The sequence below is a fragment of the Streptomyces venezuelae genome, assembly GCF_008642375.1.
GTDB classification, from domain to species: Bacteria; Actinomycetota; Actinomycetes; order Streptomycetales; family Streptomycetaceae; genus Streptomyces; species Streptomyces venezuelae_G.
In genome coordinates, this window is sequence record NZ_CP029194.1 from 7,769,864 (window position 1) to 7,793,993 (window position 24,130).

A 24,130-nucleotide genomic window follows, 5' to 3' on the forward strand; every position below is an offset into this window, starting at 1 on the left:
GAGTCCCATGGTCGACGCGCAGCCCGTCCTCACACCCCCCTCCCAGGCGGCCGTCTTCCTGGTGGCCACCGTGGCCCCCGGCGGAGAGACGGTCGCACGGGAGGCACTGCGGGACCTGTCGGGCCTGACCCGTTCGGTGGCGTTCCGGTCCCCCGAATCCGGGCTCCGCTGCGTCGCCGGAGTGGGGTCGGAGGCCTGGGACCGGCTCGTCGGCGATCCGTGTCCGCGCGACCTGCACCCCTTCACGCCCCTGCGCGGCCCCCGCCACCGCGCGCCGGCGACCCCGGGCGACCTGCTGTTCCATCTGCGCGCCCGGCGCACGGACCTCTGCTTCGAACTGGCCCGGCTGATCCTGGACCGGCTGGGCGGCGCGGTCACGGTCGTCGACGAGGTCCACGGCTTCACCTACTTCGACGAGCGCGACCTGCTCGGATTCGTCGACGGCAGCGAGAACCCCGCGGGCTCGGCCGCCACAGAGGCGGTGCACATCGGCGACGAGGATCCGGCTTTCCGGGGCGGGAGCTATGTCGTCGTGCAGAAGTACCTGCACGACATGACGGCCTGGGACGCCCTCACCGTCGAGGAGCAGGAACACGTCATCGGCCGCACCAAGCAGGCCAACGTCGAACTGCCCGACGGCGTCAAGCCGTCCGACTCGCACGTCGCGCTCACCACGATCGTCGAGGACGACGGCACCGAGCGGCAGATCCTGCGCCAGAACATGCCGTTCGGCCGGGTCGGCAGCGGCGAGCTGGGCACGTACTTCATCGGCTACGCCCGCACGCCCGCCGTCACCGAGCGGATGCTGCGCAACATGTTCCTCGGGGATCCCCCGGGCAACACGGACCGCATCCTCGACTTCTCCCGCGCCGTCACCGGCTGCCTCTTCTTCGTGCCGAGCGCCGACCTGCTCGACGACCTCCCCGCCGCCCCGGACTCGGCCGCCGCGAGCCCCGGGGAGTCCCTGGGCATCGGCAGTCTGAAAGGAGCCCCCGCGTCATGACGACTCCCGACGTGACGAACAACCTGCACCGAGAACTCGCCCCGATCACCCCCGCGGCCTGGGCGGAGATCGAGGAGGAGGCCCGCCGCACCTTCCGGCGCCACGTCGCCGGCCGTCGGGTCGTCGACGTGCCCGACCCGGCGGGCCCCGGACTCGCCGCCGTCGGAGTGGGCCACCTCACCGACATCGAGCCGCCCGCGCCCGGCGTCTCGGCGCGGCTGCGCGAGGCGCGGCCGATCGTGGAGCTGAGGGTGCCTTTCACCGTCTCCCGGGCAGCCGTGGACGACGTCGAGCGCGGCTCCAAGGACTCCGACTGGCAGCCCGTCAAGGACGCGGCGCGCACGATGGCGTACGTGGAGGACCGGACGATCTTCGACGGGTACGGCGCCGCCGGCGTCGACGGACTGCGCTCCCGGTCCTCCAACCCGGTGCTGCGGCTGCCCGCCGAGCCGCGCGAGTACCCCGACGCGGTCAGCCGCGCCCTGACGGCACTGCGGCTCGTGGGCGTCGACGGTCCGTACGCCCTGCTCCTCGGCGCCGACCAGTACCGGGCGGTCAGCGAGACCTCCGACCACGGCTACCCGGTCGCCGCCCACCTGGGCCGGATGCTCGACGGCTCCCCGATCTGGGCACCGGCCCTCAGCGGCGGCTTCGTCCTCTCCACCAGGGGCGGCGACTTCGAGCTGCTGCTCGGCCAGGACGTGGCGATCGGATACGCGGGCCACGACGCGCACGGCATCGACCTGTACTTCCACGAGACGCTGACCTTCCTCGCCCACACCGACGAGGCCGTGGTCGTCCTGGAGGCCTGACCCGTGAACCGCCTGCTCGCCGACGCCGTCCCGCGTCTCGTCGGAACGGCGGTCGCCGGGGCGGCGACCGGCGTGCTCGTCGGTTCCCTCTCGGACCCGCCGCTGGGCATCCTCGCCGGCATCGCCGCGGCGGAGGCCCTCTTCGTCGCCGTGGGGTGGCTCGTGCTCTGGCCCATGGACGCGGCCGCCACCCATCGCAACGTCCGGCGGGAGGAGTTCCGGCCCGTCGTCGAGGAACTCGTCGTCGTCGGGACCGCCGTCTGCGGCCTCGTCGGCATCATCGTGATGCTCATGGCCGGCCGGTCGGACCTGGGCCACGCCGCCGCCGCGACGGCGCTCTGCGGCGTGTTCATGGCCTGGGCGGCGCTCCACCTGATGTACGCGACCCGCTACGCGTACGACTACTACGCCCTGCACCCCGGCGGCGGGATCGACTTCAACACCGACGCCCCGCCGCGGTACAGCGACTTCCTGTACTTCAGCTTCAACCTCGGCATGACCTACCAGGTCTCCGACACGAACGTCTCGACGTCGTCCCTCCGCGCGACCGTCCTCCGGCACTGCCTGCTGTCGTACGTCTTCGGCGCCAGCATCCTGGCCACCACCATCAACCTGGTGACCGGCATCGTCACGGGCTGAGCCGGCGGCGCGGGCTGAGCGGGCGGCGTCCGGTCAGGTGCGCCACCAGGGCTCGCGAACGCAGCGGCTCTCCTCGCGGACGGCTCGGGCCGCGGGGCTATGACGCGTCGCCGAGCGACAGCACCACCGCGGTCGTCCGGCCCTCCGGCGTGTCGTACTCGACGGTGTCGCCGGCGCGGTGGCCCAGCAGCGCGCGGCCGAGCGGGCTGTCGCCGGTCACCATGGTCGCGTCCAGCACCTCGGCGACCTCCCCGATCTGGACGGTCGCCTCCGTGGCGTCCGCGAACCGTACGGTCACGGAACTGCCGACGCCGACCGTGTCGGTGCTCGGCGGCCCGGCGACCGAACCCTCGCGCAGCCGCCCCTCGATCAGGGTGATGCGGGCGTCCAGGCGCTGGAGCTCCGTGACGCGCTGCAACTCGTCGGCCTGGTCGGCGCGGTCGCCGGGCTGATCGCCCCCGCCGTGGCGCAGGGTCACGGCGACCGCTTCGCGTTCGGTGCGGAGATCGGCGAGTTCGCGTGCGAACGCCGCACGGGCGACGGCGTTGAGGGGCTCGGGTCCACCGGTCATGTCTGATCCCGTCGGGCGGGCGGCACGAAGGCGTGCCGACGGTCGGTCAAGGCAAGCCGAAGGTATCAGGCGAATACGGGCATTCCGCCCAACGTGGCGGGGTGGTTCGGTGTCCGTGCCGGGGGGTGCGGAGGGGGTGTCCCCGACGCGCCGGTGGGCGTTTTCCGTGGGTTCGACGGGAGTTCGATTGCGGGAGTGTGGCAGATGCATGACAAGCGCTCAACTCCCTTGAGCTACGCCCGTAGACCGGACAGTCTGCTGATCACCCGGAGCGCCCCACACGGCTCCCGGCCGTGCGTGTGACCCACACGCGCCCCCCACTGTCGCGCCGCCCCACACGAGGCGCGACGCCGAAGAGGAGGACTCCCTCGTATGGCACTCCCTCAGCACACCAAGGCCCGGCTCGCGCTGGCCGTCTCGGCCGCGACCGCGGCCGCCCTGCTCGGCACCTTCGCCGCCGTCCCCGCCCAGGCGGCCCCCGCCGAAGGCGTCGTCCTCGCGGCCGGGTCGGCCGACGCCGTGCCCGGCAGCTACATCGTCACCCTGAAGCAGGGCGCGGGCTTCAAGGCGGCCTCCGCCAAGGGCCGGGACCTGATATCCGGTTACGGCGGCACGGTCCGCAAGACCTTCGGCTCCGCCCTCAACGGCTACACGGCCACCCTCGGCGCGGCGGAGGCCCGCCGCCTCGCCGCCGACCCCGCCGTCGCCTCCGTCGAGCAGAACCAGGTCTTCCGCGCCGACGCCACGCAGACCAACGCGCCCTGGGGCCTGGACCGCATCGACCAGGCGAACCTGCCGCTCAACGGCACGTACACGTACCCCGACTCGGCGGGCGCCGGCGTCACCGCGTACGTCATCGACACCGGCGTCCGCGTCTCGCACGCGCAGTTCGGCGGGCGGGCCGTGAACGGCTACGACGCGGTCGACGGCGACACCGTCGCCCAGGACGGCAACGGCCACGGCACGCACGTCGCCACCACCATCGCGGGATCGACGTACGGCGTGGCCAAGGCCGCGAAGATCGTCGCCGTCCGGGTCCTCGACAACGCGGGCTCCGGCACCACCGCCGGCGTCATCGCGGGCATCGACTGGGTCACCTCCCACCACGCGGCGGGCGCCCCGGCCGTCGCCAACCTGTCCCTCGGGGGCGGCGCCTCCACCGCCCTCGACAACGCGGTGAAGAACTCCATCGCGGACGGCGTCACCTACGCCGTCGCCGCGGGCAACTCCGGCGTCAACGCGTCCTCCTCGTCGCCCGCCCGGGTCGCCGCCGCCATCACGGTCGGCGCCACGAGCAACACCGACGCCAAGGCGAGCTGGTCCAACTACGGTTCGGTGCTCGACCTCTTCGCCCCCGGCGTGTCGATCACCGCGGGCTGGCACACGAGCGACACGGCCACCAACACGATCTCGGGCACCTCGATGGCCACCCCGCACGTCGCGGGCGCCGCCGCCGTCTACCTCGCGGGCCAAACCTCCGCCACTCCGGCGCAGGTCGCGACCGCTCTGGTGAACGGCTCGACCCCGAACAAGGTGACCAGCCCGGGCAGCGGTTCGCCCAACCGCCTGCTGCGGCTCGTCCCGTAGCGCGGACATGACCGGTGTCGGGGGTCTTGCGCGGACCCCCGACCCTCTCTACCCTCGCGGCTCAATGGTTAGGAAAACTTCCTAACGAATGAGCCGCGAAGGAAAGGGAGTTGTCATGCGTCGTCGAAGCGTCTCGCTTCTCGGGCTCGCCGGACTGCTGGTGCTGCCCCTGACGTCGATCCCGCAGGCACAGGCACAGGCACCGGCGCAGCCGCGTGCGCAGGCACAGGACCAGGCCGCCGCCGACGGTCTCGTCTCCGCCGGAAAGCCGGTGACGGCCTCCTCGATCGAGGGTACGGGCTTCGAAGCCGGCCGCGCGGTGGACGGCAACACCGCCACCCGCTGGGCCAGCCTGGAAGGCGTCGACCCCCAGTGGGTCAGGATCGACCTCGGCGCGACGCACACCGTCTCCCGGGTGAAGCTCAACTGGGAGGCCGCCTACGGCAAGGCGTACCGGATCCAGACCTCGGCCGACGGCTCGACCTGGACCGATGTCTACGCGACCACGACCGGCGACGGCGGCGTCGACGACCTCGCGGTCTCCGGCAGCGGCCGGTACCTCCGGATGCACGGGACCTCGCGCGGCACCCCGTACGGCTACTCCCTCTGGGAGTTCGAGGTCTACGGCGCCCCGAGCGGCGGCGGTGTCCCCGGCGGACCGGCCGTCCCCTTCGGCAGCCACCTGAAGCCGTACGCGGCGGGCACGCTGAAGCCCTCCGGCACGCAGGCCGCCATCGACCAGAAGGTCGTCGACTACTACAACAAGTGGAAGGCCGCCTTCGTCCGCCAGAACTGCGGCAACGGCTGGTACCAGGTCATCTCGCCCGACGCCGACCACCCGTACGTCGCCGAGGCGCAGGGCTACGGCATGGTCGTCACCGCGACGATGGCCGGCGCCGACCCCGACGCGAAGAAGATCTTCGACGGTCTCGTGAAGTGGAAGATCGACCACCCGTCCTCGATCAACCCGGACCTCCTCGCGGCCGAACAGGACGCCGCCTGCAGGAGCGTCAACGGCGGTGACGGCGCCACCGACGGCGACATGGACGTGGCCTACGGCCTGCTCCTCGCCGACAAGCAGTGGGGCAGCGCCGGCACCTACAACTACAAGGACCTCGCGCTCAAGCACATCGCCGCGATCAAGAAGGACGAGCTCAACCCCACGACCAAGCTCCTCAAGCTGGGCGACTGGAGCAGCTCGGGCGACCAGTACTACTACATCTCCCGCACCTCGGACTGGATGGTCGACCACTTCCGCGCATTCCGTACGGCCTCCGGCGACACCACCTGGGACGCCGTGCGCAGCGCGCACCAGACGCAGATCTCGCGGCTCCAGTCGACGTACGCCTCCGGCACCGGCCTGCTGCCCGACTTCGTCGTCGACACGAACACCACGCCCAAGCCGGCCCCCGGCCAGGTCCTGGAGGACCCGAACGACGGCGCGTACTGGTGGAACGCGTGCCGTACCCCGTGGCGCATCGCGGACGACGCGGTGACCAGCGGCGACGCCACGTCGCTCGCGGCGGCGCGGAAGCTCAACAGCTGGATCAAGTCGAAGACCGGCGGCGACCCGAACAAGATCGCCATCGGCTACAGGCTCAACGGCACCCAGATATCGGCGGGCAGCGAGGCCGCGTTCTTCGCGCCGTTCGCCGTGGCGGCCATGACCGACCCGGGCAGCCAGGCATGGCTGGACGCCCTCTGGAACAAGATGCTGACCACCCCGGTCGACACGAGCAGCTACTTCTCGGCCAGCATCCAGCTCCAGGTCATGATCACAGCCTCGGGCAACCACTGGGTCCCGTAGGGGCCGTCGCGCCCATCAGTGGTGGAAGAGCCTCAGCCCGGTGCGCGCGAGAGCGATCCCGTGCTCCCGGCAGGCGTCCTCGACGTCGGTCGAGCGGATCGACCCGCCGGGTTCGGCGATGGCGGTGACGCCGTGCCGGTGCGCGTGGTCGACGTTGTCCCGGAAGGGCAGCGCGCCGTCCGAGGCGAACGCCACCCCGGTCAGCTCCGCGAGCCACCCGGCGCGCTGGTCGTGGTCGAGGTCGAGGGCGGGCACGGACAGGGCCCCGGACAGGCGCGTGCGCTCGTCCGGGGTGAGGTCGCCCTCGACGAACCTGATCTGCCAGTTGATCCGGTCCTGCCGGCGGACGCCCGGCCGGAAGGCGAGCGCCCGGACGGCGGGGTGGCGGCGCAGCCACCACGTGTCGGTCTTCGCGCCCGCCAGCCGGGTGCAGTCCACCCGGGACTGCTGCCCGGCACCGATCCCCAGGGTCGCCCCGCCGCGCACGTAGCAGACGGAGTTGGACTGGGTGTGGCGCAGTACCGCGAGTCCGAGCAGCAGGTCCTCCGCGGCCGTCGTCGTGAGCTCACCGCAGACGACGTCGTCCAGGAGGGCGGGGGACAGCGGCACGTCGTCACGCTGCTGCGTCAGCCGGACGCCGAACACCTCCCGGGCCTCGTGGCTCGACGGGGTGAAGGCCTCGTCGGCCTCCATGACCAGGAAGCGGCCGCTCTTCTTCCGGCTGAGGGTCTCGACGGTGCCCGGTGCGTAGCCGGGGGCGATGACCCCGTCGCAGACCACCCGGGTCAGCAGCTCGGCGAGCTCGGCGTCGACCGGGTGCGAGACGGCGGCGAAGTCGCCGTACGAGGACTTCGGATCGGCGTCACGGGCCCGCAGATAGGCGCTCGTGAGCGCGCCGACGCCGTCGCGGCCGACGCCGTACAGCTCGGCGGTCACCTCGTCGACCGGCCCGGCCACCGCCGCTCCGGCCGGCGAGACGTGCTTGAAGGAGGCGGCGGCCGGCCGGCCCAGGACCCGGCTCGCCTCCCGCACCAACTGCCAGCTGTTCAGCGCGTCGAGGACATTGATGTAGGACGGGCTGCCGTTCACCACCCGGACCGGTCGGCTCCCGGGCTCCACCGGCGCGGCGGTCGCCACCAGCTGCTGGGGATTGATGCCGTAACGCAGTTCCATCTGAGGACCTCCTGGGTCAGCGGGACATCACTGACGCAGGCGCCCAGGCGGTCGACGCGCACACGGGAAAGCGACCAACTGCCGCTCCCCGGTGGTGATCCACCTTCGCCAGTCGCGGCGGTCACGATGCTACCCGTGCGCCGGAAACGCGGCGCGCCGCACCCCCCGTACGGGAAGTGCGGCGCGCCGCCGTGCTGTCGGTGCCGGGGGATCAGACCGCCGGAGCCGGGAAGGTCGGGTACTCCACGCCGGAGACGTGCTGGACGACCCGGATGACCTGGCACGAGTAGCCGAACTCGTTGTCGTACCACAGGTAGAGGATCGCGTTGTCGCCGTCGACCTTGGTCGCGCCGGCGTCGACGATCGACGCGTGGCGCGAGCCGACGAAGTCCATCGAGACGGCGTCGGGGGCCGTGGTGAAGTCGATCTGGCGCTTCAGCGGCGAGTGCAGCGAGACGTCGCGGAGGTACTCGAGGACCTCGTCACGGGTGGTCTCACGGCCCAGGCGCAGGCTCAGGATGGCGATCGAGACGTCCGGGACGGGGACGCGGATCGAGCTGCCGGTGATGGGGGCCTTGAGGTCCGGCAGCGCCTTCGCGACGGCCGAGGCGGCACCGGTCTCGGTGATCACCATGTTCAGCGGCGCGGAGCGGCCGCGACGGTCGGCCTTGTGGTAGTTGTCGAGCAGGTTCTGGTCGTTCGTGAACGAGTGGACCGTCTCGACGTGGCCGCGGAGCACGCCGTACTCGTCGTCCATCGCCTTCAGCGGCGGGACGATCGCGTTGGTCGTGCAGGACGCGCAGGACAGGATCTTCTCGTCCGGCTTGACCGTGTCGTGGTTCACACCGTGCACGATGTTGGGCACGTCGCCCTTGCCGGGCGCGGTCAGGACGACCTTGTCGATGCCGGGGCGCAGGTGCTTGGAGAGGCCCTCGCGGTCGCGCCACTTGCCGGTGTTGTCGATGAGGATGGCGTTGTCGATGCCGTACGCCGTGTAGTCGACCTCGGAGGGGTCGTTGGCGTAGATCACCTTGATCGTGTTGCCGTTGGCGACGATCGTGCTGTTCGCCTCGTCGACCGTGATCGTGCCCTGGAACTGGCCGTGGATCGAGTCGCGGCGCAGCAGCGAGGCGCGCTTCACGAGATCCTGCTCGCCACCACCGCGGACGACGATCGCGCGCAGGCGCAGACCGTTGCCGGAGCCGGCCTTCTCGATGAGGAGGCGGGCGACGAGGCGGCCGATGCGGCCGAAGCCGTAGAGGACGACGTCGCGTCCGTCGCGGCGCTCGATCTTGTTCTCACCGATGGCGCCGGCGACGGCCTCGGCCGTGAACTCGGCGACGGAGAGACCGCGGTCGTCGGTCTTGTAGTCCGCGGCCAGCACGCCGATGTCGATCTGGCACGGGCCGAGGTCGAGGGTCGTGAGCGTCTGGAGGAAGGGGAGCGTCTCGGTGACCGAGAGCTCCTCGCCGTCGATCTGCCGGGCGAAGCGGTGGGTCTTGAGGATGCTGACCACCGACTTGTTCACCAGGGAGCGGCTGTGGACCAGGACGGTGACGTCCTGCTCCCGGTGCAGCTTCCCGATGATCGGGATCATCGACTCCGCGATCTCCTCGCGGTTCTTCCAGCTGGTGAACGAGTCGTCATTGACAGTCACAAGTTTATCTTTCGAGCTAGGCGGCGCTCATATGGTAACCCCAGGTCCGTGCGGTGCCTCAGAGGGGTGGCGCATCACACGTCCGGCCGCGGTGAGCAGGCTCGCAGAGTCCCGGCGTCCGAGCACGGCCGTTCCACGGGCTGGTCACGGCCCGGCGGGACCGGGTCCGGCCGTCAGGGGAAGACGAGGGTCCGGAAGACCTCGCGGACACGGGCCAGCGGACCGGGATCCCGGGTGAAGTACAGCCGGTTCGTGAGCAGCACCGCCCAGCGGTCGCGCGCGGGCGAGACCCACAGGCCCGTGCCCGTGAAGCCGAAGTGCGCCCAGACGTCGTCCTCGGGCTCCGTGCCCGGCGCCGGGTGCCAGAAGAGCCCGCGCGGCGGGGTGAGCGGGCCGGTGCGGACGCGCAGCGAGGCCGCCGTCCACTCGGCGGAGAAGGTGCCGGGCACCGGGGCGAGGAGGTGGCGCAGGAACAGGCCGATGTCGCCGGCGGTGGTGAAGACGCCCGCGATCCCGCAGGCGCCGCCGAGCAGCCGGGCCGAGAAGTCGTGCACGGTCCCCCGGAGCGGGGCGCCGCTCTCCTCGTCGTACTCGGTGGGCGCGCACCGCTCCACGCCCTCGGCGGGCAGGGGCCCGTACCGCGTCTCCGTCATGCCGAGCGGTGTCCAGACCCGGTCCTCCGCGAGCCGGGTCAGCGAGCGGCGCGTGAGGTGCTCGGCGAGGTAGCCGAGGATGAGCGCCGCCCGGTCGGTGTAGGCGACGGCCTCCCCGGGCCGGTGCCGCAGCGGTTCGGCGAGGACCCCGTCCCGGACGTCCTGCGGGTCGGAGCCGTACAGGGGCCGCAGATTGGCGCGCAGCGGCAGCCCCGCGGTGTGGGTGAGGAGGTTCAGGGCCGTGACGCCGGCGAGGGGCCGCCCCACGGCCTCCGGCCAGTACGCGCCGAGCGGCGCCTCCGGCTCCAGCTTCCCCGCGTCGACGAGGGTGCCGACCACGGCCCATACCGCGAGGATCTTGGTCAGGCTCGCGACGTCGAAGAGCGTGTCCCGGAGCATCGGCCCGCCCGGTCGCGCGGGATCGAGCGCGCCGACGGACCCCTCGCAGAGGGTGGTACGGGCATCGCCCACGGCCCACACGGCGCCGGGGTACACGCCCGCGCGCACGCCGTCGTCGAGGAGCCGCTCGAAGGGTTCGCTGCTCTGGGCCAAGGCGTGCCTCCGGCGGATCGGGGCGGGCCCGACCGGGGGCCGGCGGGCAGGACCCGTCCGGAGCGGACGGGCAGCACGCGTCCGCTCCCTGACGGGCCGCGCTCCGGAGTCATGCCCGGGCTGTGGGGGAAGACACCCTTCCGTCAGCTCCTGTCCCAGGACCTCACTTGCACGTGACCTCGTCACGCGGGGTGTAGTGCGTCGTGAAGGTCTCGCGCTTCACCTCGGCGCCGCCGTCCTTGAAGACCCGGTCCACCGAGATGTCGAAGCCCTCCAGGGGCGGCTGCGCCACACAGGTCTCGCCGGTGCCCTCGCGCTTCACGGGCTCCGTCTCGTTGGTGCGCGGACCCGCCACCGCCTCCACGGAGTCGTACTTCTTCGTCCCGAGGAAGCTCACGGTGACCGAGGAGTCCGTCGCGCCCGCCTTGATGTAGATCGGCTTGCCCGAATCGTTGCGGAACTTCAGGTCCAGGCTGCCCCAGGCGACGGTGGCCTCGCGGCCGGCCGGGTAACGCTCGATGTAGAAGGAGTGGGCGCCGTACTCGACGGGCTTGACCCCGGCGAAGAACATCGCGTTGAAGACGGTGGTCGCCATGGCCGAGACGCCGCCGCCCGGCGCGGACTGGTACCGGCCGTCGAGGATCATCGTGCCGTCCACGAACCCGTTGTCCGGGGTGCGCTCGCCGACCGTCTCGTTGAAGCTCCACACCTCGCCGGGCTGCACGACCGAGCCGTTGATCAGCTCGGCGGCCCGGCCGATGTTCGTCGTCCGGTAGGGCGCGGTGGGGAAGTCGACCGTGAACGTCGACATCTGCTCGGTGATGCCGAGGCGGGCCAGCGAGCCGGCGGTCAGCTCGGGCTGCGTGACCTTGGTGGCCACCGTGGCCGTACGGGCCGCGGCACCGTCCTTGGTGAGCAGCGGGCGCACGGCGTCGCCCAGCGCCTTCGCGGTGACCTCCTGCCCCGGCCTGCCCTCCGACTCGACGACGACCTTGCCGTCCCGCACCCCGAGGGTCGCCTCGACCGGGGCGCCCGTCATGGAGGCGAGGGGCTCGGCGACGTCCGGGTCGCGGAGGAGGGCCTCGGCGTCGAGCGCGGCGCTGAGCCGGCCGTTCTCGGACTTCACGGAGAGGTGGTCGCCGAGGGTGGCGGGGGAGATCCGCAGCCGCTCGGTGCCGGCGGTGAGCGTCACCGGGCCCGAGACGGCGGGCTTCGCGTACGTGTCGAGGAAGCGGGTGACCTCGGAGTCCCCCAGCTTCGGCTCGGTGAGGGTGACGGGAAGGGTCACGGCCGTGGCGCCCGACGCGGCGGGATAGGCGGCGCGCAGGGTCTCGACGGCCCGTCCGGTCTCCAGCTTCTGGCCCGTCACCGCCCGGGTGGCGACGGCCTCGCCCGCGCGGAAGGCGACGGAGCCCTCACGGACCTTGCGGTCGTTCTTCTCGGCCAGCTCGGCGACGGCGGCCTTCGCCTTGGCCTCGTCGTAGGCGAACACCGGCCGGATCTCCCGCTCGCCCGAGGAGAACAGCCGCCCGATGACGGTCACGGGGTCCCGGGACGGGTCGGCGGCGAGGTCGGCGGTCTTCTCCACGTCCACGGTCATGCCCGCGGCGGCCGGGGAGACCGTGGTCTCGCGGTCGCCGACCTGGACGGGTATCGGTGCGGTCCAGGCGGCCGGGGCCTCGGCCGCGAGCTTCGCCCGCGCCTCGGCGCGGCTCATGCCGCCCACGTCCACGCCGGCGACGCTGGTGCCGGCGGATATGTCGTCCCCGGCGGTGACGAGCCCCGCCACGTACAGGCCGCCCACGGCGACGGCGACCACACCCGTCGCGATCGCCGCCGTCCGGAGGAGCGGACGGCGCCCCTCGCGGGGCGTCGGGGCATGGTCGGTCCTGGAGCGGGGCACACGCTCTCCCGGGGCATCGAGGATGGGGGGATCTCCACGACGGTACGCCGAAAGAGTGTCAAATGCACATAAAGCTATGATGACCTGCGGGGATACGGAGCGCGGTGGAGCCGGTACGGAGTGTTCCGGCAGCCCCGCGGCGGAGACCCTCCCGGGGCGGGTCGCGGTCCGCCCGCGGCCCGGGGAGGGACGGCACCGGACAGGCCCTAACCTGGAACGATGCCCGCCACCCCCAGCCCGAGCCCCGGCCCGCAGACCGTCGACCGGGCCCTCGCGGTGCTCGACGCCGTCGCCGACGCCGACCGGCCCGTCGCGGCGAAGACCCTGGCCCGGAAGCTCGGCTGCGCACTCTCGACCGTGTATCACGTCACAGGGCCCCTGCTCGCGCGCGGCTACCTCGCCCGCACCGCCGAGGGGTACGCCCCCGGGCCCCGCGTCCCCGCCCTGCACCGCTCCCACCAGCGCCACCACGGACTCGGCGCCGGCACCGGCGACCTCCTGGGCCGGCTCCGCCGCGCCACGGGAGCGGAGGCGTACCACACCGCCTACCGCGACGGCCTGATCACCGTCGTCGACACCACCGCCCCGGTGACCGACACCACCCACCCCTTCACCCCCGGCCCCGAGGACCGCGCGCACGCGACCGCCCACGGAAAGGCCCTCCTCGCCGCGCTCCCGCGCCCGCTGCGCCGCCGCTACCTCGCGGAGCACGGCATGGCCCGCTTCACCGAGCGGACCATCACCAGCGCCGAACGCTTCGAGGCGGAGGCCACCCGGGTGCGCGGCCAGGGCTTCGCCGTCTCCGTGGGCGAGGCGGACCTCGCCTACACCTGCCTCGCCGTCGCGCTCCCCGAGCGCGGCGACGGCATCGTCCACGCGCTCTCCGTCTCCCTCCCCACCGCCGACTTCGCGCGGCGCCAGGGAGAGCTCCGGGCGGCCCTCGCCCGCGCCGTACCCGAGTTTCCGGCCCTGCCGGAATCCTGACCGGCCCGGCTGGTCCCGTCCGGCGGACCGCCGCAGGGTGGACGCATGATCTTCATCGCCGTCCGCTTCACCGCCCGCCCCGACCACGCCGACCGCTGGCTCGACCCGGCGCCGACTTCACCCGCGCCACCCGCGAGGAGCCCGGCAACCTCTTCTTCGACTGGTCCCGCAGCGTCGACGACCCGAACGTCTTCGTCCTCCTGGAGGCCTTCGCCGACGCCGAGGCCGGCGCCGCCCACGTCGCCTCCGCCCACTTCACCGCCGGCCTCGCCGCCATGGCGGGCGCCATCGCCACCACCCCCGAGATCATCAACGTCGAGGTGCCGCAGCAGGGCTGGGGCGCCATGGCCGAACTCGCCCCGGCCGACGCCTGAGCGCCCCGGGCCGCCGCCCTCCCGCCTGATAGGTTCGCGGGAAACGCAGGCGGGGCGGCGGCCCGAGGGGAGAACCGGCACATGGCGGTGAGCGGACGGCAGACCGGCAGGCCCACCCTGGAAGAGGTCGCGGCCCGGGCCGGAGTCGGCCGCGGCACGGTCTCACGGGTCATCAACGGCTCCCCGAAGGTGAGCGAACAGGCCAAGGCCGCCGTCGAGCAGGCCGTCGCAGAGCTCGGGTACGTCCCCAACCGCGCCGCCCGTGCCCTCGCCGGCAGCCGCACCGACGCCGTCGCCCTCGTGATCCCCGAGACCGAGGCGCGGCTCTTCGCCGAACCGTACTTCCTCGACATCATCCGCGGCGTCAGCGCCGAACTGGCCGAAGCCGACAAGCAGTTGCTCCTCACCCTGATCCGCAGCGACCAGGAGCGCCAGCGCTTCGAGCAGTACCTCGCCGCCCAGCGTGTCGACGGCGTCCTGCTCGTCTCCGTGCACGGCGACGACCCGCTGCCCGACCAGGTCCGCGCCCTCGGCCTGCCCGCCGTCCTCAACGGCCGCCGCCGCGAGGACGAGCGCGTCTCCTTCGTCGACTCCGACAACACCGGCGCCGGCCGGACGGCCGTCGCCCACCTCGCCGCCCGCGGCCGGCGCTCCGTCGCCACCATCACGGGACCCCTCGACATGTACGTGGCCCGCTGCCGCCTCGACGGCTACCGCGAAGGCCTGGCCGAGGCCGGACTCGCGCCCGACGAGGGCCTCGTCGCCAACGGCGACTTCACCGAGGAGGGCGGCCGGCGCGCCATGCGGGAACTGCTGGACCGCAGGCCCGGCCTCGACGCCGTCTTCGCCGCCTCCGACGTGATGGCCGCCGGGGCGCGCGGCGTGCTGCGCGAGGCGGGCCGCCGGGTCCCCGAGGACGTCGCGCTCGTCGGCGTCGACGACTCCGCCGTCGCCCGGCACATGGACCCGCCGCTCACGAGCGTCCGGCAGCCCATCGAGGAGATGGGCCGGACGATGGCCCGCCTGCTCCTCCAGGAGATCGCCGCGCCCAGCGAACCCGACGCGCAGCCCCGCCGGATGCTCCCCATCGAGCTGGTCGTCCGCGCCTCCTCCTGACGCGACCCCCGCCGGGCCTCCCGGTCCGCGGGGTCCGAGGTGCAGCCCCCTCCAGGCCCCGGTCCGCGGGGCTCCGAGGTGCAGCCCGCTCCGGCCCCCCGGAGAATGGACACGGTACGGAGTCCGAATCCGCGACCAGGGCGCTCCACGGCGTCCGACCCGCTAGGGGGCGGTCGACGATGGCGTTGCGTCAGCCGATCCGGTCACGCAAGGCGTCCGGGTCACTCCGCACGTGGACGCTGGTCTATCTCCTGGTCGTGACTCTGCTCACCGTCGCGTACCTGCAGTTCCCCGCCCGTCACACCGTCCTCTGGGCACTCATCGGACTGGGCGGCGTCGCCGCCATCCTCGTCGGCGTCCACCTGCACCGGCCCGCCCGCCGCTGGCCCTGGCTCGTGCTCGCCGCCGCCAACTTCGCCTTCGTCGCCGGCGACACCGCCTACAACGCCCTGGAGGGATTCTTCGGGCAGACCAGGCCCTTTCCCTCCGTCGCCGACGCCCTGTACCTGGCAACGTACCCGCTGTTCGCCATCGGTCTGTTCGGCTTCATCCGCTACCGGGCCGCCGGCCGCGACCTCGCGGTCGTCCTCGACGCGCTGATCCTCACCTCGGGCCTCGCGCTGCTCTCCTGGGTCAACCTCATCACCCCGCTCGCCAGGAGCGAGGACATGACCTGGATCGAGAAGGCCATCTCCATCGCCTATCCCCTCGGCGACGTCCTGATGCTCGCGATGCTCGCCCGGCTGCTCGTCCCCGGCGGACTGCGTTCCCGGTCCGTGCAGCTCCTCACCCTCGGCACGTGCGGCATCCTCGCCTCCGACGTCATCTACGGCACCCTCCAGCTCAAGGGCACCTGGCAGGTCGGCACACCCCTCGACCTCGGCTGGGTCGTGTTCTTCACCGCCTGGGGCCTCGCCGCCCTCCACCCCTCGATGACCGGGCTGACCGAGCGCGCCCCCGAACCGGCACCGCGCGTCGCCGAGCGTCGCCTCGCGCTCCTCGCCGGCGCCTCCCTCGTCGCCCCCGCCCTGCTGCTCCTCCAGTCGCTCCGCCAGGACAAGGACCAGGACATCGCCGTCATCGCGATCTTCTCGGCCCTCATGTTCCTCCTCGTCCTCGCCCGGCTGTGGAGCATGATGAGTGCCCACGGCAAGGCCGAGGCCCGGGAGCGCAGCCTCAGGGTCGCCGCCGCCTCCCTCGTCGCCGCCCTCAGCCCCCGCGAGGTCGCCGGCGCGGTGGAGACGGCCTCCGCCACGCTCTTCGGCCCCGGCACCGACCACCGGGTCCTCCTCTTCACCCGGGACCGCCGGGGCGGCCTCACCGCGGTCGCCACCGCGGCCCACCCGTGGAGCTGCCACACGGACACACTGACGCGCCCGCCTGCCACGGCCTGGCCCGAGCTCGTCGCCCACGGCACCCGGCTCGTCGCCGTGAAGCGCCTCGACCCCGCCGTCGCCGCCGAGGCGGCGCCCGAGCCCCACGCACTCCTCTGCCCCCTGGAGCTCCAGACGCCGGCCGGACGCGAACCGCTGCTCGGCGTGCTGCTCCTCGCCGGACCCGAGAAGAAGCTCTCCGAGATCGCGGGCCCCGCCCAGTCCCTCGCCTCCCAGGCGGCCCTCGCCCTGGAACGCTTCGGTCTCAGCGAGGAGGTCAACCGCCGGACGAGCGAGGCCTACTTCCGGACGCTCGTGCACAACACCTCGGACGTCATCCTGATCGTCGACGACGACGACACCGTGCGGTACGCGAGCCCCTCCGCCGAGTCCATGTTCGGCCACTCCCTGATCCCCGGCACCCCCCTCACCGAGCTGCTCGCGCCCACCGACAAGGCCGGCGCCCTGCGCCTCCTCGCCGACGCCCGGTCACGTGACACGGTCGACGCCCGCGACGACTGGAAGCTGCTCCACGGCGGCCCGGGCGGCTCCGGCTCCTCCTCCGACCTCCAGGTCGAGGTCCGGTGCAGCAACCTCCGCAACGAACGCACCGTGCACGGCCTCGTCCTGACCCTCAGGGACGTCACCGAGCAGCGGAAGCTGGAACGGGAGCTCACCCACCGGGCCTTCCACGACTCCCTCACCGGCCTTCCCAACCGCGTCCTGCTGCTCGAACGGATCGAGCGCGCCCTGCTGCGCGGACGCCGCGAATCCACCCTGACCTGCATGCTCTTCGTCGACCTCGACGACTTCAAGGTCGTCAACGACACCATGGGGCACTCCGTCGGCGACGAGCTCCTCGTCGCCGTGGCCCGCCGCCTCACCTCCGTCCTGCGGCTCACCGACACCGCGGCCCGGCTCGGCGGCGACGAGTTCGCCGTCCTCATCGAAGGGGCCAGGGAAGCCAGCGACGCCGAGACCCTCGCCGCCGAGATCGTGCACACCCTCAGCCAGCCCTTCCACCTCACCGACGGAGCCGTCTCCGTCTCCACCAGCGTCGGCATCGCGACCGTCCTCGACAGCGCCCACGCCGAGGAGCTCCTCGGCCACGCCGACCTCGCCCTGTACGCGGCGAAGGCGGCCGGCAAGAAGCGCTGGCGGCTCTTCCACCCCGAGCTCCACTCCCGGCTCGTCGCCCGGCACGAACTCCAGGCCGGCATGGACACGGCCATCGCCGACCACGCCTTCGCCCTGCGCTACCAGCCCATCGTGGAGGTCGACGGCGGGGCCACCGCCGGCCTGGAGGCCCTCATCCGCTGGCCGCACGCCCGGCGCGGGATGGTGCCGCCCGACCAGTTCATCACCCTGGCCGAGGAGAGCGGCCACATCATGCCGCTGGGCGCCTGGGTCCTCGAACACGCGGCGCTCGACATCGCCCGCTGGCAGCGCTCCCGCCCGCGCCAGCCGCCCCTGTACGCCAACGTCAACGTCTCCGCCCGCCAGTTCCGCGACCCGGGCTTCCTCGAAGAGGTACGGCGCACCCTGCGCTCCTCGGGTCTCGAGCCGGGCTCCCTCGTCCTGGAACTCACCGAGACCGTCCTCATGCGCCAGGACGCCCAGATCCGTACGACCATGGCCGCCCTGAAGGACCTCGGGGTCTCCATCGCCATCGACGACTTCGGCACCGGCTTCTCCTCGCTCAGCTACCTCCGCGAGTTCCCGATCGACATCCTCAAGGTCGACAAGTCGTTCATCGACGACATCACGACCGACCCCCAGCAGGTCGCTCTCGTGGAGGGCATCGTGCGCATCGCCGACGTCCTCGGCCTGCTCGTCGTCGCCGAGGGCATCGAACACGAGGAGCAGCGGCAGCTCCTCGCCGAGATGGGCTGCCGCTACGGACAGGGCTACCTCTTCGCCCGGCCGATGACCGCCCACCAGGCCGAGTCGTACCTGCACCACGCCGCGGCCCCCGGCGCCGGCCCAGCCGTCCGCCCGGCGCCGCCCGTGTCCACGGCCTCCCCGGCCGTCCGGGGCTCCCCGGGAACCGTGCCCGCCACCGTCGCCGCCACCACCACGGCCGCCGCCACCACGGCCGCCCGGACCAGCCGGCCGCCGCGCCCGTCCCGCTGGCGCGACCTGGAGCACCTCCAGCGGACCAGCCTCATGTGCGACGCCGTCATCGACGAGGTCGACGGCCGCCGTATCCGGGTCGGCGAGGACTGGCTCGTCGACTTCGCCTCCTGCAACTACCTCGGCTTCGACCTCGACCCCACGATCATGGCCTCGATCGAACCGGAGGTCAGACAGTGGGGCACCCACCCCAGCTGGTCCCGGCTCATCGGCAGCCCCCGGCTCTACCCGCGCATCGAGGAGCGGCTCACCGAGCTCCTGGGAGCCCCCGACACCCTCCTGCTGCCCACGATCACCCTCATCCACCAGTCCGTCATCCCGCTCCTCGCCGGCACCGGCCAGATCTTCGTCGAGGCGCAGGCCCACCGCACCGTGTACGACGGCTGCGTCGTCGCCCGCGGCCAGGGCGCCGAGATCCACCGCTTCCGCTCCGAACGGCCCGAGGAGCTGGCGACGCTGCTCCGCGGCGCACCCGGCGACGGCGGCCGGCTCGTCTGCATGGACGGCGTCAACAGCATGACCGGAAACTTCCCCGACCTGCCGGCCCTGGCCCGGATCTGCCGGGAGAACGGCGCGCTGCTGTACGTCGACGACGCGCACGGCTTCGGCGTCATCGGGGAGCGCTCCCCGGACGAGAGCAGCCCGTACGGCTCGCGCGGCAACGGCATCGTCCGCCACCTCGGCGAGACCTACGACGACCTGGTGCTGGTCGGCGGCTTCTCCAAGGCGTTCTCCTCGCTGCTCGCCTTCCTCGCCGTCCCGAAGTGGCTCAAGGACCACCTGAAGGTGGCCGCGGCCCCGTACCTCTACTCCGGGCCCTCGCCGACGGCCTCGCTGGCCACCGCGCTCGCCGGGCTCGACGTCAACGCCGAGCGCGGCGAGGCGATCAGGGCCGACCTCTTCCGGATGACGGCCCGGGTCCTCGCCCACGTCCGCGGCCTCGGCCTCGCGACGCCGAACACCGACGGGCTGCCGATCGTCGAGATCCCGCTCGCCGACGCCGAGGACCTCGACGCCGTCGCCGCGTTCCTCTGGGAGCACGGGATCTACGTGACCCTCGCGTCCTACCCGCTCGTCCCGCGCGACCGGGTCGGCTTCCGCATCCAGATCACCGCCGCCAACACCGACGAGGAGATCGACCAGCTGTGCGAGGCCCTCACGGCGCTCGCCGAGCGGTTCAGCCTCCAGCACACCGAGGCCCCGGGCCCCGGTCCCGTCCTGGCCGGCCACCGGCCGCCGGAGCGGTGATGGACACGGCCGGGTCGCCCGGCCCCTCGCGTCCGCAGGGCCGGGTGCTGGGACCGCGCCGCAACCGTGACGCCGACTGGAACGCCTGGCCCGTCGCCGACTACCTCGCCGAGAACTACCGCAGGCTCCACCCCTGCGACGTCGGCGTCATCCGCCACCACGCCGCCGTCTACCGGACCTTCGCCCCCGGCGCCCTCGGCCGCACCCTCGAACTGGGCGCGGGACCGAACCTGTACCCCCTCATGCAGGCGGGCGCCGCCAGCCTCCGGGTCGACGCCCTGGAACCGAGCGCCGCCAACGTCCGCTACCTGCGGCAGCAGCTCGACGACGGCCCCGACGACAGCTGGCAGCCCTTCTACACCCTGTGCCGCAGCCTCGACCCGGCGCTCCCGGAGAGCTGTACGGAGGCGCTCCGCAGGGTCCGGGTCGTGCCCGGCGTCGCGGAGGAGCTGACGGACGGCACGTACGCCCTGGCGTCGATGAACTTCGTCGCGGAGAGCGTCACCGAGGACTTCGCCGAGTTCACCGCACTCTGCGACGCCTTCGTCCGGGCGGTCCGCCCCGGCGGCCGGCTCGTCGCCTCCTTCATGGAACGCATGCCGAGCTACCGCATCGGCACGGGACCGGTCTGGCCGGCCTGCCCCGTCGACGGGGCGGCCCTGCGGTCCGTCTTCGCGCCCCGCACCACCGGCCTGCGGATCGAGCGGCTCGCGAAGGACCGCACCCTGCCGGAGTACGGCGACACCGGCGTCCTGCTCCTGACCGCGCTGCGGCGTGACGGTCCCATCCCGTAGGGCCGGCCGGAGCCGGCCGGTCAGGCCAGGAGCTCCCGGTAGAGCGCCGCGTACCGGGCGGCGAACCGCTCGGGACCGAAGTGGTCCTCGGCCAGCGACCGGCCCCGCTCCGCGAGCACGTCCCAGGAGCGCGGCTGGTCGAGCAGCCACGCCAGCTGCTGCCCGGTGCGGCGCGCGTCGCCCGCCGGCGCCCGCAGCACCGCGTGGCCGAAGTCCGCGAACTGCGGCAGGTCGCTCAGGATCGCCGGACGCCCCGAGGCCAGAGACTGGAGCACGGTCAGCGGGATGTCCGCCTTCCCGCCGAGCGAGTCCGGCGGATAGAGCAGCACGTGCACCGAGGTGATCAGGTCCCGCATGTTCTCGACGTGGCCGAGGACCTCGACGTCGGGCAGCCCCGCCGCGCCGGCCCGCTCCCGCAGCGCCTCGTCCAGGAGACCGGCGCGCTGCCCCGGCCGCCCGCGCACCGCGAGCACCAGCCGGAACCGCGCCCCCTCCCGCCACGCCTCGGCCGCCGCGTCGATCACCGTCTCCGCACCGCCCCGCGGACCGTGGTACCCGGCGAAGAGGACCACCGGATAGCCCTTCGGACGCGGCAGGTACGGCCAGGCGTCCAGGTCGATCATGGGCGGGACGACCCGTACGTCCCCGAAGTCCGCGGCCCGCAGCCGCCGCGCCATCGACTCCGACAGGGCGACCGTCACCCCCAGGGGCCTGGCGCGGTCCAGGAAGCCGGGGTCCATCACCCCGGTCACGGTGTGGACGACCGGCCGCCCCCCGAGGAACAGCGGTCGGAGCCGGGAGAAGAGGGGAAAAGCACGGCCCACGGTGAGGAAGACATGGACCAGGTCGACCCGGCGCGCGAACACGGCCCCGGCGAGCGCGGCCTGGACCCGGTGCGGGGTGTGGGCGGCACCGCTCCGGGTGAGGATGCGGGCGGGGCGCCCGCGGCGCGGCGGGTGCTGCCGGCGGTCCGGCCACTGGGCGAACCAGACGAAGTCGACGTCGGGCAGCGCTTCGAGGACGTCGGAGGCGAGCCCGACGTCCGAACCCTCCGCCCCGTCGAGCGGGCGGCTGGTCAGGAGAAGTACGCGTGGGCGCTCACGGGGGAGCATCACGCACCTCCGCCCCCGAGGCGCCCCTTCCGGCCGTCACGACACGCCTCCGGCGGTACGGGCCCCGCGAAGGGCCCCTCGTAGTAGACGACCCGGCGGCCGCTCAGTTCGGCGGCGGTGCGGCACAGGACGTGGTCGGCGTGTCCGCCGACGCCCAGCGGGGCCAGCAGGACGCCGCCGGAGCGCGCGGGCAGCAGCGACTCGACGGTCTCGCCGACCGCGCGCAGGGTGTCGGCGTCGCCCGCGGAGATCCGGCCCCGCGCCAGGTGGAGCCGGTACGTCGGGTAGACGAGGGCCAGTTCGGGCACCAGCCGGGCGAGCCGTTCCGTACCGGCGCGCGGGCGCGGAAGGCGGCGGAACAGGCCGTCGACGAGGCCGATGTGGCGCGAGCGGACGTCGAGCAGCTCCAGGACGTGCCGGTCCTCGGCCCGCCGGGCTGCGAACAGTTCCTCCGCGTCCTCGGTCCCCGTCCGCTTCAGGTACTGCCGGGCCGAGAGGGCGTACGGCGGTGGCGCGGCCTCCGTGAACAGCGTCGCGACGGTCACCGGCGCCCGCCGCCCCGCCCAGCCGAGCAGTCCGCCGCAGGACAGCACGGCGTCGTCCAGGTGCGGCGAGAGCACGAGCATGGGGGCGCCCGATCCGACGACGGTCCGGACGAAGCTGGTCAGCGGGTCGTCCGACATGACGTCCCCCTCCTCGGCAGCCGTGCGGCGGCGGGTGCGTCCAGGAGCCGGTGGGCCAGGGCCAGACAGCGGCCCGTCATCTCGTCCCACGTGCAGTGCTGGGAGGCGAGCGCGGAGCGCCGGCCCAGGTCGCGGCGGAGGGCCGGCTCGCGGGCGAGCTCGCCCATCCGCTCGCCGAAGGCCACCACGTCGAACGGCGGGACCGCCACGGAGCCGCCGTCGCGCGTCCACCGCAGGGCGGGCAGGTCGAAGTGGAGGACGGGCTTGCCGTACGACATCCCTTCGAGGACCACCCGGCCGAACGTCTCGTGGCGGGAGGGCAGCACGAGGAAGGCGCTGTCGCGCAGGAGCTGCCGCTTGCGCTTCTCGTCGGCGTACCCGACCCAGTGGATCCGCGGGTCGGGCCGGGCGGCGAGGAGCGCCGCGAGCCGGCGCTCCTCGGCGGGCGTGCCACTGCCCGCGAGCAGCAGGTCCAGGGGCGGGCGGGCCCGGTCGTAGGCGTCGAGGAGCAGGTCGAGGCCCTTGGCCCAGGTGTCGATCCGTCCCAGGAAGAGGATGAACTGCCCGTTGCCGAGCCGGGACTCGTCGGGGAGGCGCGGGTCCACGCCCTCGGCGAAGACCTGGACGTCGGCCCGGGGGCTGAGCCGCCGGATCGCCGAGCCGTCCGCCGCGTTCATCGCCACGATGTGCCGGTAGCGGCGCAGCCCGAGCCGCCGGAGGAACGACACGGGGGAGCGGCGCCGTGGCACGGCGGCGCCGCCGCCCCGGTCGATGCCGACGACCGGCGCGCGGGTCGCCAGCGGCAGGAAGCCCGTCGAGAACGGGGGAGTGAAGCTCTCCAGCCACAGGTCGTGCCGGATGCGGCGGGCCACGAACGGCAGCAGAGCCAGGAACGCCAGCCGCCCGGCTCGCGGGCCTGCCCGGCGCACCGGCAGTCGGACGTACCGGACGCCGTCCCGGTACTCGGTCCCGGCGCGGCGGCTCGCCGTCACGACCGTCACACAGAAGTCCTCCGCCAGCCTGCGGACCACCTTGCCGACGATCAGGGCGGCGCCGCCGCCGTGGTGGCCGCGGTCCCCGGCGTCGTCGTAGACGGACACGACCACGTGCGGAGGCACCTCGCCTCCGCGCTCGGTGCCTCCGCACGTCAGGCCCCCGAGCCCGGTGCCCGCGCTCCTCGGGCCCGTGTGCTCGACGGCGTCCTTCTGGCCCCCGCTCCAGCCGCCCCCGCTCGTGCCCCCGTCGGTCTCCTCCGCGCCGCTCGCGGCCCGCTCCCGCACCACGTCGAGGACCTGCTCCAAGGCGGCGGCGGCGAGGAGCGACGGGGCCCGCCCGCTGTCGACGCGCGCCACTCGCGGCAGCCGTACGGACCAGGCCCGGTAGCGGTACCACCGGCCGGCCGCAGCGGCGGGGGCCTCCCGCCGGCCGTGTCCGGGCAGCGCCTCGGGCCCGGTCTCCACGAGCAGCGTCAGACCGCACCGCTCCGCGATCCGGCGGAGGACGCGCGCGGCCACCGACGAGGCGGGCGGGTCGAAGGTCGCCAGGCCGTCGAGGGGCCCCCGGTCGGTCAGGACCACGGCCTGCCCGCCGTGCGCCCGTGCGGCCGCCGTCAGCAGGGCGACCGCGATCCGGACCGCCGACTCGGCGGCGTCGAGGGACGCGTGGGCACGGCGGAGGAGGGACCCACGGCGCTCGGGGTCCGAAGCCCGCCGTGCCCACAGCTCACCCGGTTCCCCCGCATCCCTCACCCGTGGCGGAACCGGGAACCTGCGGCACAGGAAGCAGCCTTGGCACTGTGCGGTGACGACCGGGACGCTCCGCTGGCGCAGCAGCGTCGCCAGCCTGTGGACCAGCGAGGACGTGGCCGCGCCGTCCGGACCGGACACAGCGACGAGGATGACGTTCCGTGTACCTGTCACGGCACCCGCCGCCTCACCACGACGAGGGCGGCCTGTC

Annotated in this window: 17 protein-coding genes, 1 pseudogene and 1 riboswitch; of the genes and pseudogenes, 10 read left to right on the forward strand and 8 right to left on the reverse strand. The window is 73.3% G+C overall.

Features of this window, described 5'->3' with window-relative positions; all coding sequences use genetic code 11:
* Positions 1–7: 7 nt before the first annotated feature.
* Genes DEJ46_RS35360 through DEJ46_RS35370 form a run of 3 tightly spaced genes read left to right on the forward strand, consistent with a single transcriptional unit; the run spans position 8 to position 2,454 of the window.
* Complete coding sequence (locus DEJ46_RS35360; protein ID WP_150272968.1) at positions 8–1,003, forward strand: Dyp-type peroxidase; 996 nt, start codon at positions 8–10, stop codon at positions 1,001–1,003.
* A complete protein-coding gene (locus DEJ46_RS35365; RefSeq protein WP_150272970.1) occupies positions 1,000–1,815 on the forward strand; it encodes a family 1 encapsulin nanocompartment shell protein in 816 nt (271 codons plus the stop codon). Before DEJ46_RS35360 ends, DEJ46_RS35365 begins: the two co-directional genes overlap by 4 nt.
* Before the next feature lie 3 nt (positions 1,816–1,818).
* On the forward strand, positions 1,819–2,454 hold the full coding sequence (locus DEJ46_RS35370; protein ID WP_150272972.1) for a DUF1345 domain-containing protein: 636 nt from the start codon (positions 1,819–1,821) through the stop codon (positions 2,452–2,454).
* Between the two features lie 97 nt (positions 2,455–2,551).
* Here the strand turns inward: DEJ46_RS35370 and DEJ46_RS35375 are convergent, their stop codons facing one another.
* A complete protein-coding gene (locus DEJ46_RS35375; protein ID WP_150272974.1) occupies positions 2,552–3,025 on the reverse strand; it encodes a GreA/GreB family elongation factor in 474 nt (157 codons plus the stop codon).
* A gap of 372 nt (positions 3,026–3,397) precedes the next feature.
* Here DEJ46_RS35375 and DEJ46_RS35380 point away from each other — a divergent pair, with 372 nt between their 5' ends.
* Positions 3,398–4,612: a S8 family peptidase gene (locus tag DEJ46_RS35380; RefSeq protein ID WP_150272976.1), complete on the forward strand. Its 1,215-nt coding sequence runs from the start codon at positions 3,398–3,400 to the stop codon at positions 4,610–4,612.
* Positions 4,613–4,727: 115 nt separating this feature from the next.
* The gene (locus DEJ46_RS35385) at positions 4,728–6,419 is read left to right on the forward strand and encodes a glycosyl hydrolase family 8 (RefSeq protein WP_150272978.1); all 1,692 of its coding nucleotides are present in this window, start codon (positions 4,728–4,730) and stop codon (positions 6,417–6,419) included.
* A gap of 15 nt (positions 6,420–6,434) precedes the next feature.
* Here the strand turns inward: DEJ46_RS35385 and DEJ46_RS35390 are convergent, their stop codons facing one another.
* The 4 genes from DEJ46_RS35390 to DEJ46_RS35405 all read right to left on the reverse strand — a co-directional run bounded on the left by DEJ46_RS35390 (position 6,435) and on the right by DEJ46_RS35405 (position 12,357).
* A complete protein-coding gene (locus tag DEJ46_RS35390; RefSeq protein ID WP_150272980.1) occupies positions 6,435–7,592 on the reverse strand; it encodes a phosphoribosylaminoimidazolecarboxamide formyltransferase in 1,158 nt (385 codons plus the stop codon).
* A 34-nt stretch (positions 7,593–7,626) separates the two neighbouring features.
* A riboswitch (ZMP/ZTP riboswitch) is annotated at positions 7,627–7,718 on the reverse strand.
* An 85-nt stretch (positions 7,719–7,803) separates the two neighbouring features.
* Complete coding sequence (locus DEJ46_RS35395) at positions 7,804–9,249, reverse strand: glyceraldehyde-3-phosphate dehydrogenase (RefSeq protein WP_150272982.1); 1,446 nt, start codon at positions 9,247–9,249, stop codon at positions 7,804–7,806.
* A 173-nt stretch (positions 9,250–9,422) separates the two neighbouring features.
* On the reverse strand, positions 9,423–10,454 hold the full coding sequence (locus tag DEJ46_RS35400) for a serine hydrolase domain-containing protein (RefSeq protein ID WP_150272984.1): 1,032 nt from the start codon (positions 10,452–10,454) through the stop codon (positions 9,423–9,425).
* A gap of 163 nt (positions 10,455–10,617) precedes the next feature.
* Positions 10,618–12,357: a VanW family protein gene (locus DEJ46_RS35405; RefSeq protein WP_150272986.1), complete on the reverse strand. Its 1,740-nt coding sequence runs from the start codon at positions 12,355–12,357 to the stop codon at positions 10,618–10,620.
* A 219-nt stretch (positions 12,358–12,576) separates the two neighbouring features.
* On the opposite strand from DEJ46_RS35405, the gene DEJ46_RS35410 reads away from it, so the two are divergent.
* The 5 genes and pseudogenes from DEJ46_RS35410 to DEJ46_RS35430 all read left to right on the forward strand — a co-directional run bounded on the left by DEJ46_RS35410 (position 12,577) and on the right by DEJ46_RS35430 (position 20,379).
* Positions 12,577–13,341 (forward strand): IclR family transcriptional regulator, encoded by a 765-nt coding sequence (locus DEJ46_RS35410; protein WP_150272988.1) that lies wholly within the window; start codon positions 12,577–12,579, stop codon positions 13,339–13,341.
* A gap of 45 nt (positions 13,342–13,386) precedes the next feature.
* Positions 13,387–13,715 (forward strand): annotated as a pseudogene (locus tag DEJ46_RS35415) (putative quinol monooxygenase).
* Positions 13,716–13,796: 81 nt separating this feature from the next.
* A complete protein-coding gene (locus tag DEJ46_RS35420) occupies positions 13,797–14,831 on the forward strand; it encodes a LacI family DNA-binding transcriptional regulator (RefSeq protein WP_150272990.1) in 1,035 nt (344 codons plus the stop codon).
* A 179-nt stretch (positions 14,832–15,010) separates the two neighbouring features.
* Complete coding sequence (locus DEJ46_RS35425; RefSeq protein ID WP_411757800.1) at positions 15,011–19,585, forward strand: aminotransferase class I/II-fold pyridoxal phosphate-dependent enzyme; 4,575 nt, start codon at positions 15,011–15,013, stop codon at positions 19,583–19,585.
* Positions 19,585–20,379 carry a class I SAM-dependent methyltransferase gene (locus tag DEJ46_RS35430; RefSeq protein WP_223835340.1) on the forward strand — a complete coding sequence of 265 codons (795 nt, stop codon included), beginning with the start codon at positions 19,585–19,587 and terminating at the stop codon, positions 20,377–20,379. The genes DEJ46_RS35425 and DEJ46_RS35430 overlap by 1 nt, the downstream gene beginning before the upstream one ends.
* 20 nt (positions 20,380–20,399) lie before the next feature.
* Here the strand turns inward: DEJ46_RS35430 and DEJ46_RS35435 are convergent, their stop codons facing one another.
* From DEJ46_RS35435 to DEJ46_RS35445, 3 genes are read right to left on the reverse strand one after another with little or no spacing between them, the layout of a single operon-like run.
* Complete coding sequence (locus DEJ46_RS35435; protein ID WP_150272992.1) at positions 20,400–21,491, reverse strand: glycosyltransferase family 4 protein; 1,092 nt, start codon at positions 21,489–21,491, stop codon at positions 20,400–20,402.
* Positions 21,491–22,174: a PIG-L deacetylase family protein gene (locus DEJ46_RS35440; RefSeq protein ID WP_150272994.1), complete on the reverse strand. Its 684-nt coding sequence runs from the start codon at positions 22,172–22,174 to the stop codon at positions 21,491–21,493. Before DEJ46_RS35440 ends, DEJ46_RS35435 begins: the two co-directional genes overlap by 1 nt.
* Positions 22,156–24,093: a glycosyltransferase family 4 protein gene (locus DEJ46_RS35445; protein ID WP_150272996.1), complete on the reverse strand. Its 1,938-nt coding sequence runs from the start codon at positions 24,091–24,093 to the stop codon at positions 22,156–22,158. The genes DEJ46_RS35440 and DEJ46_RS35445 overlap by 19 nt, the downstream gene beginning before the upstream one ends.
* Positions 24,094–24,130 lie beyond the last annotated feature (37 nt).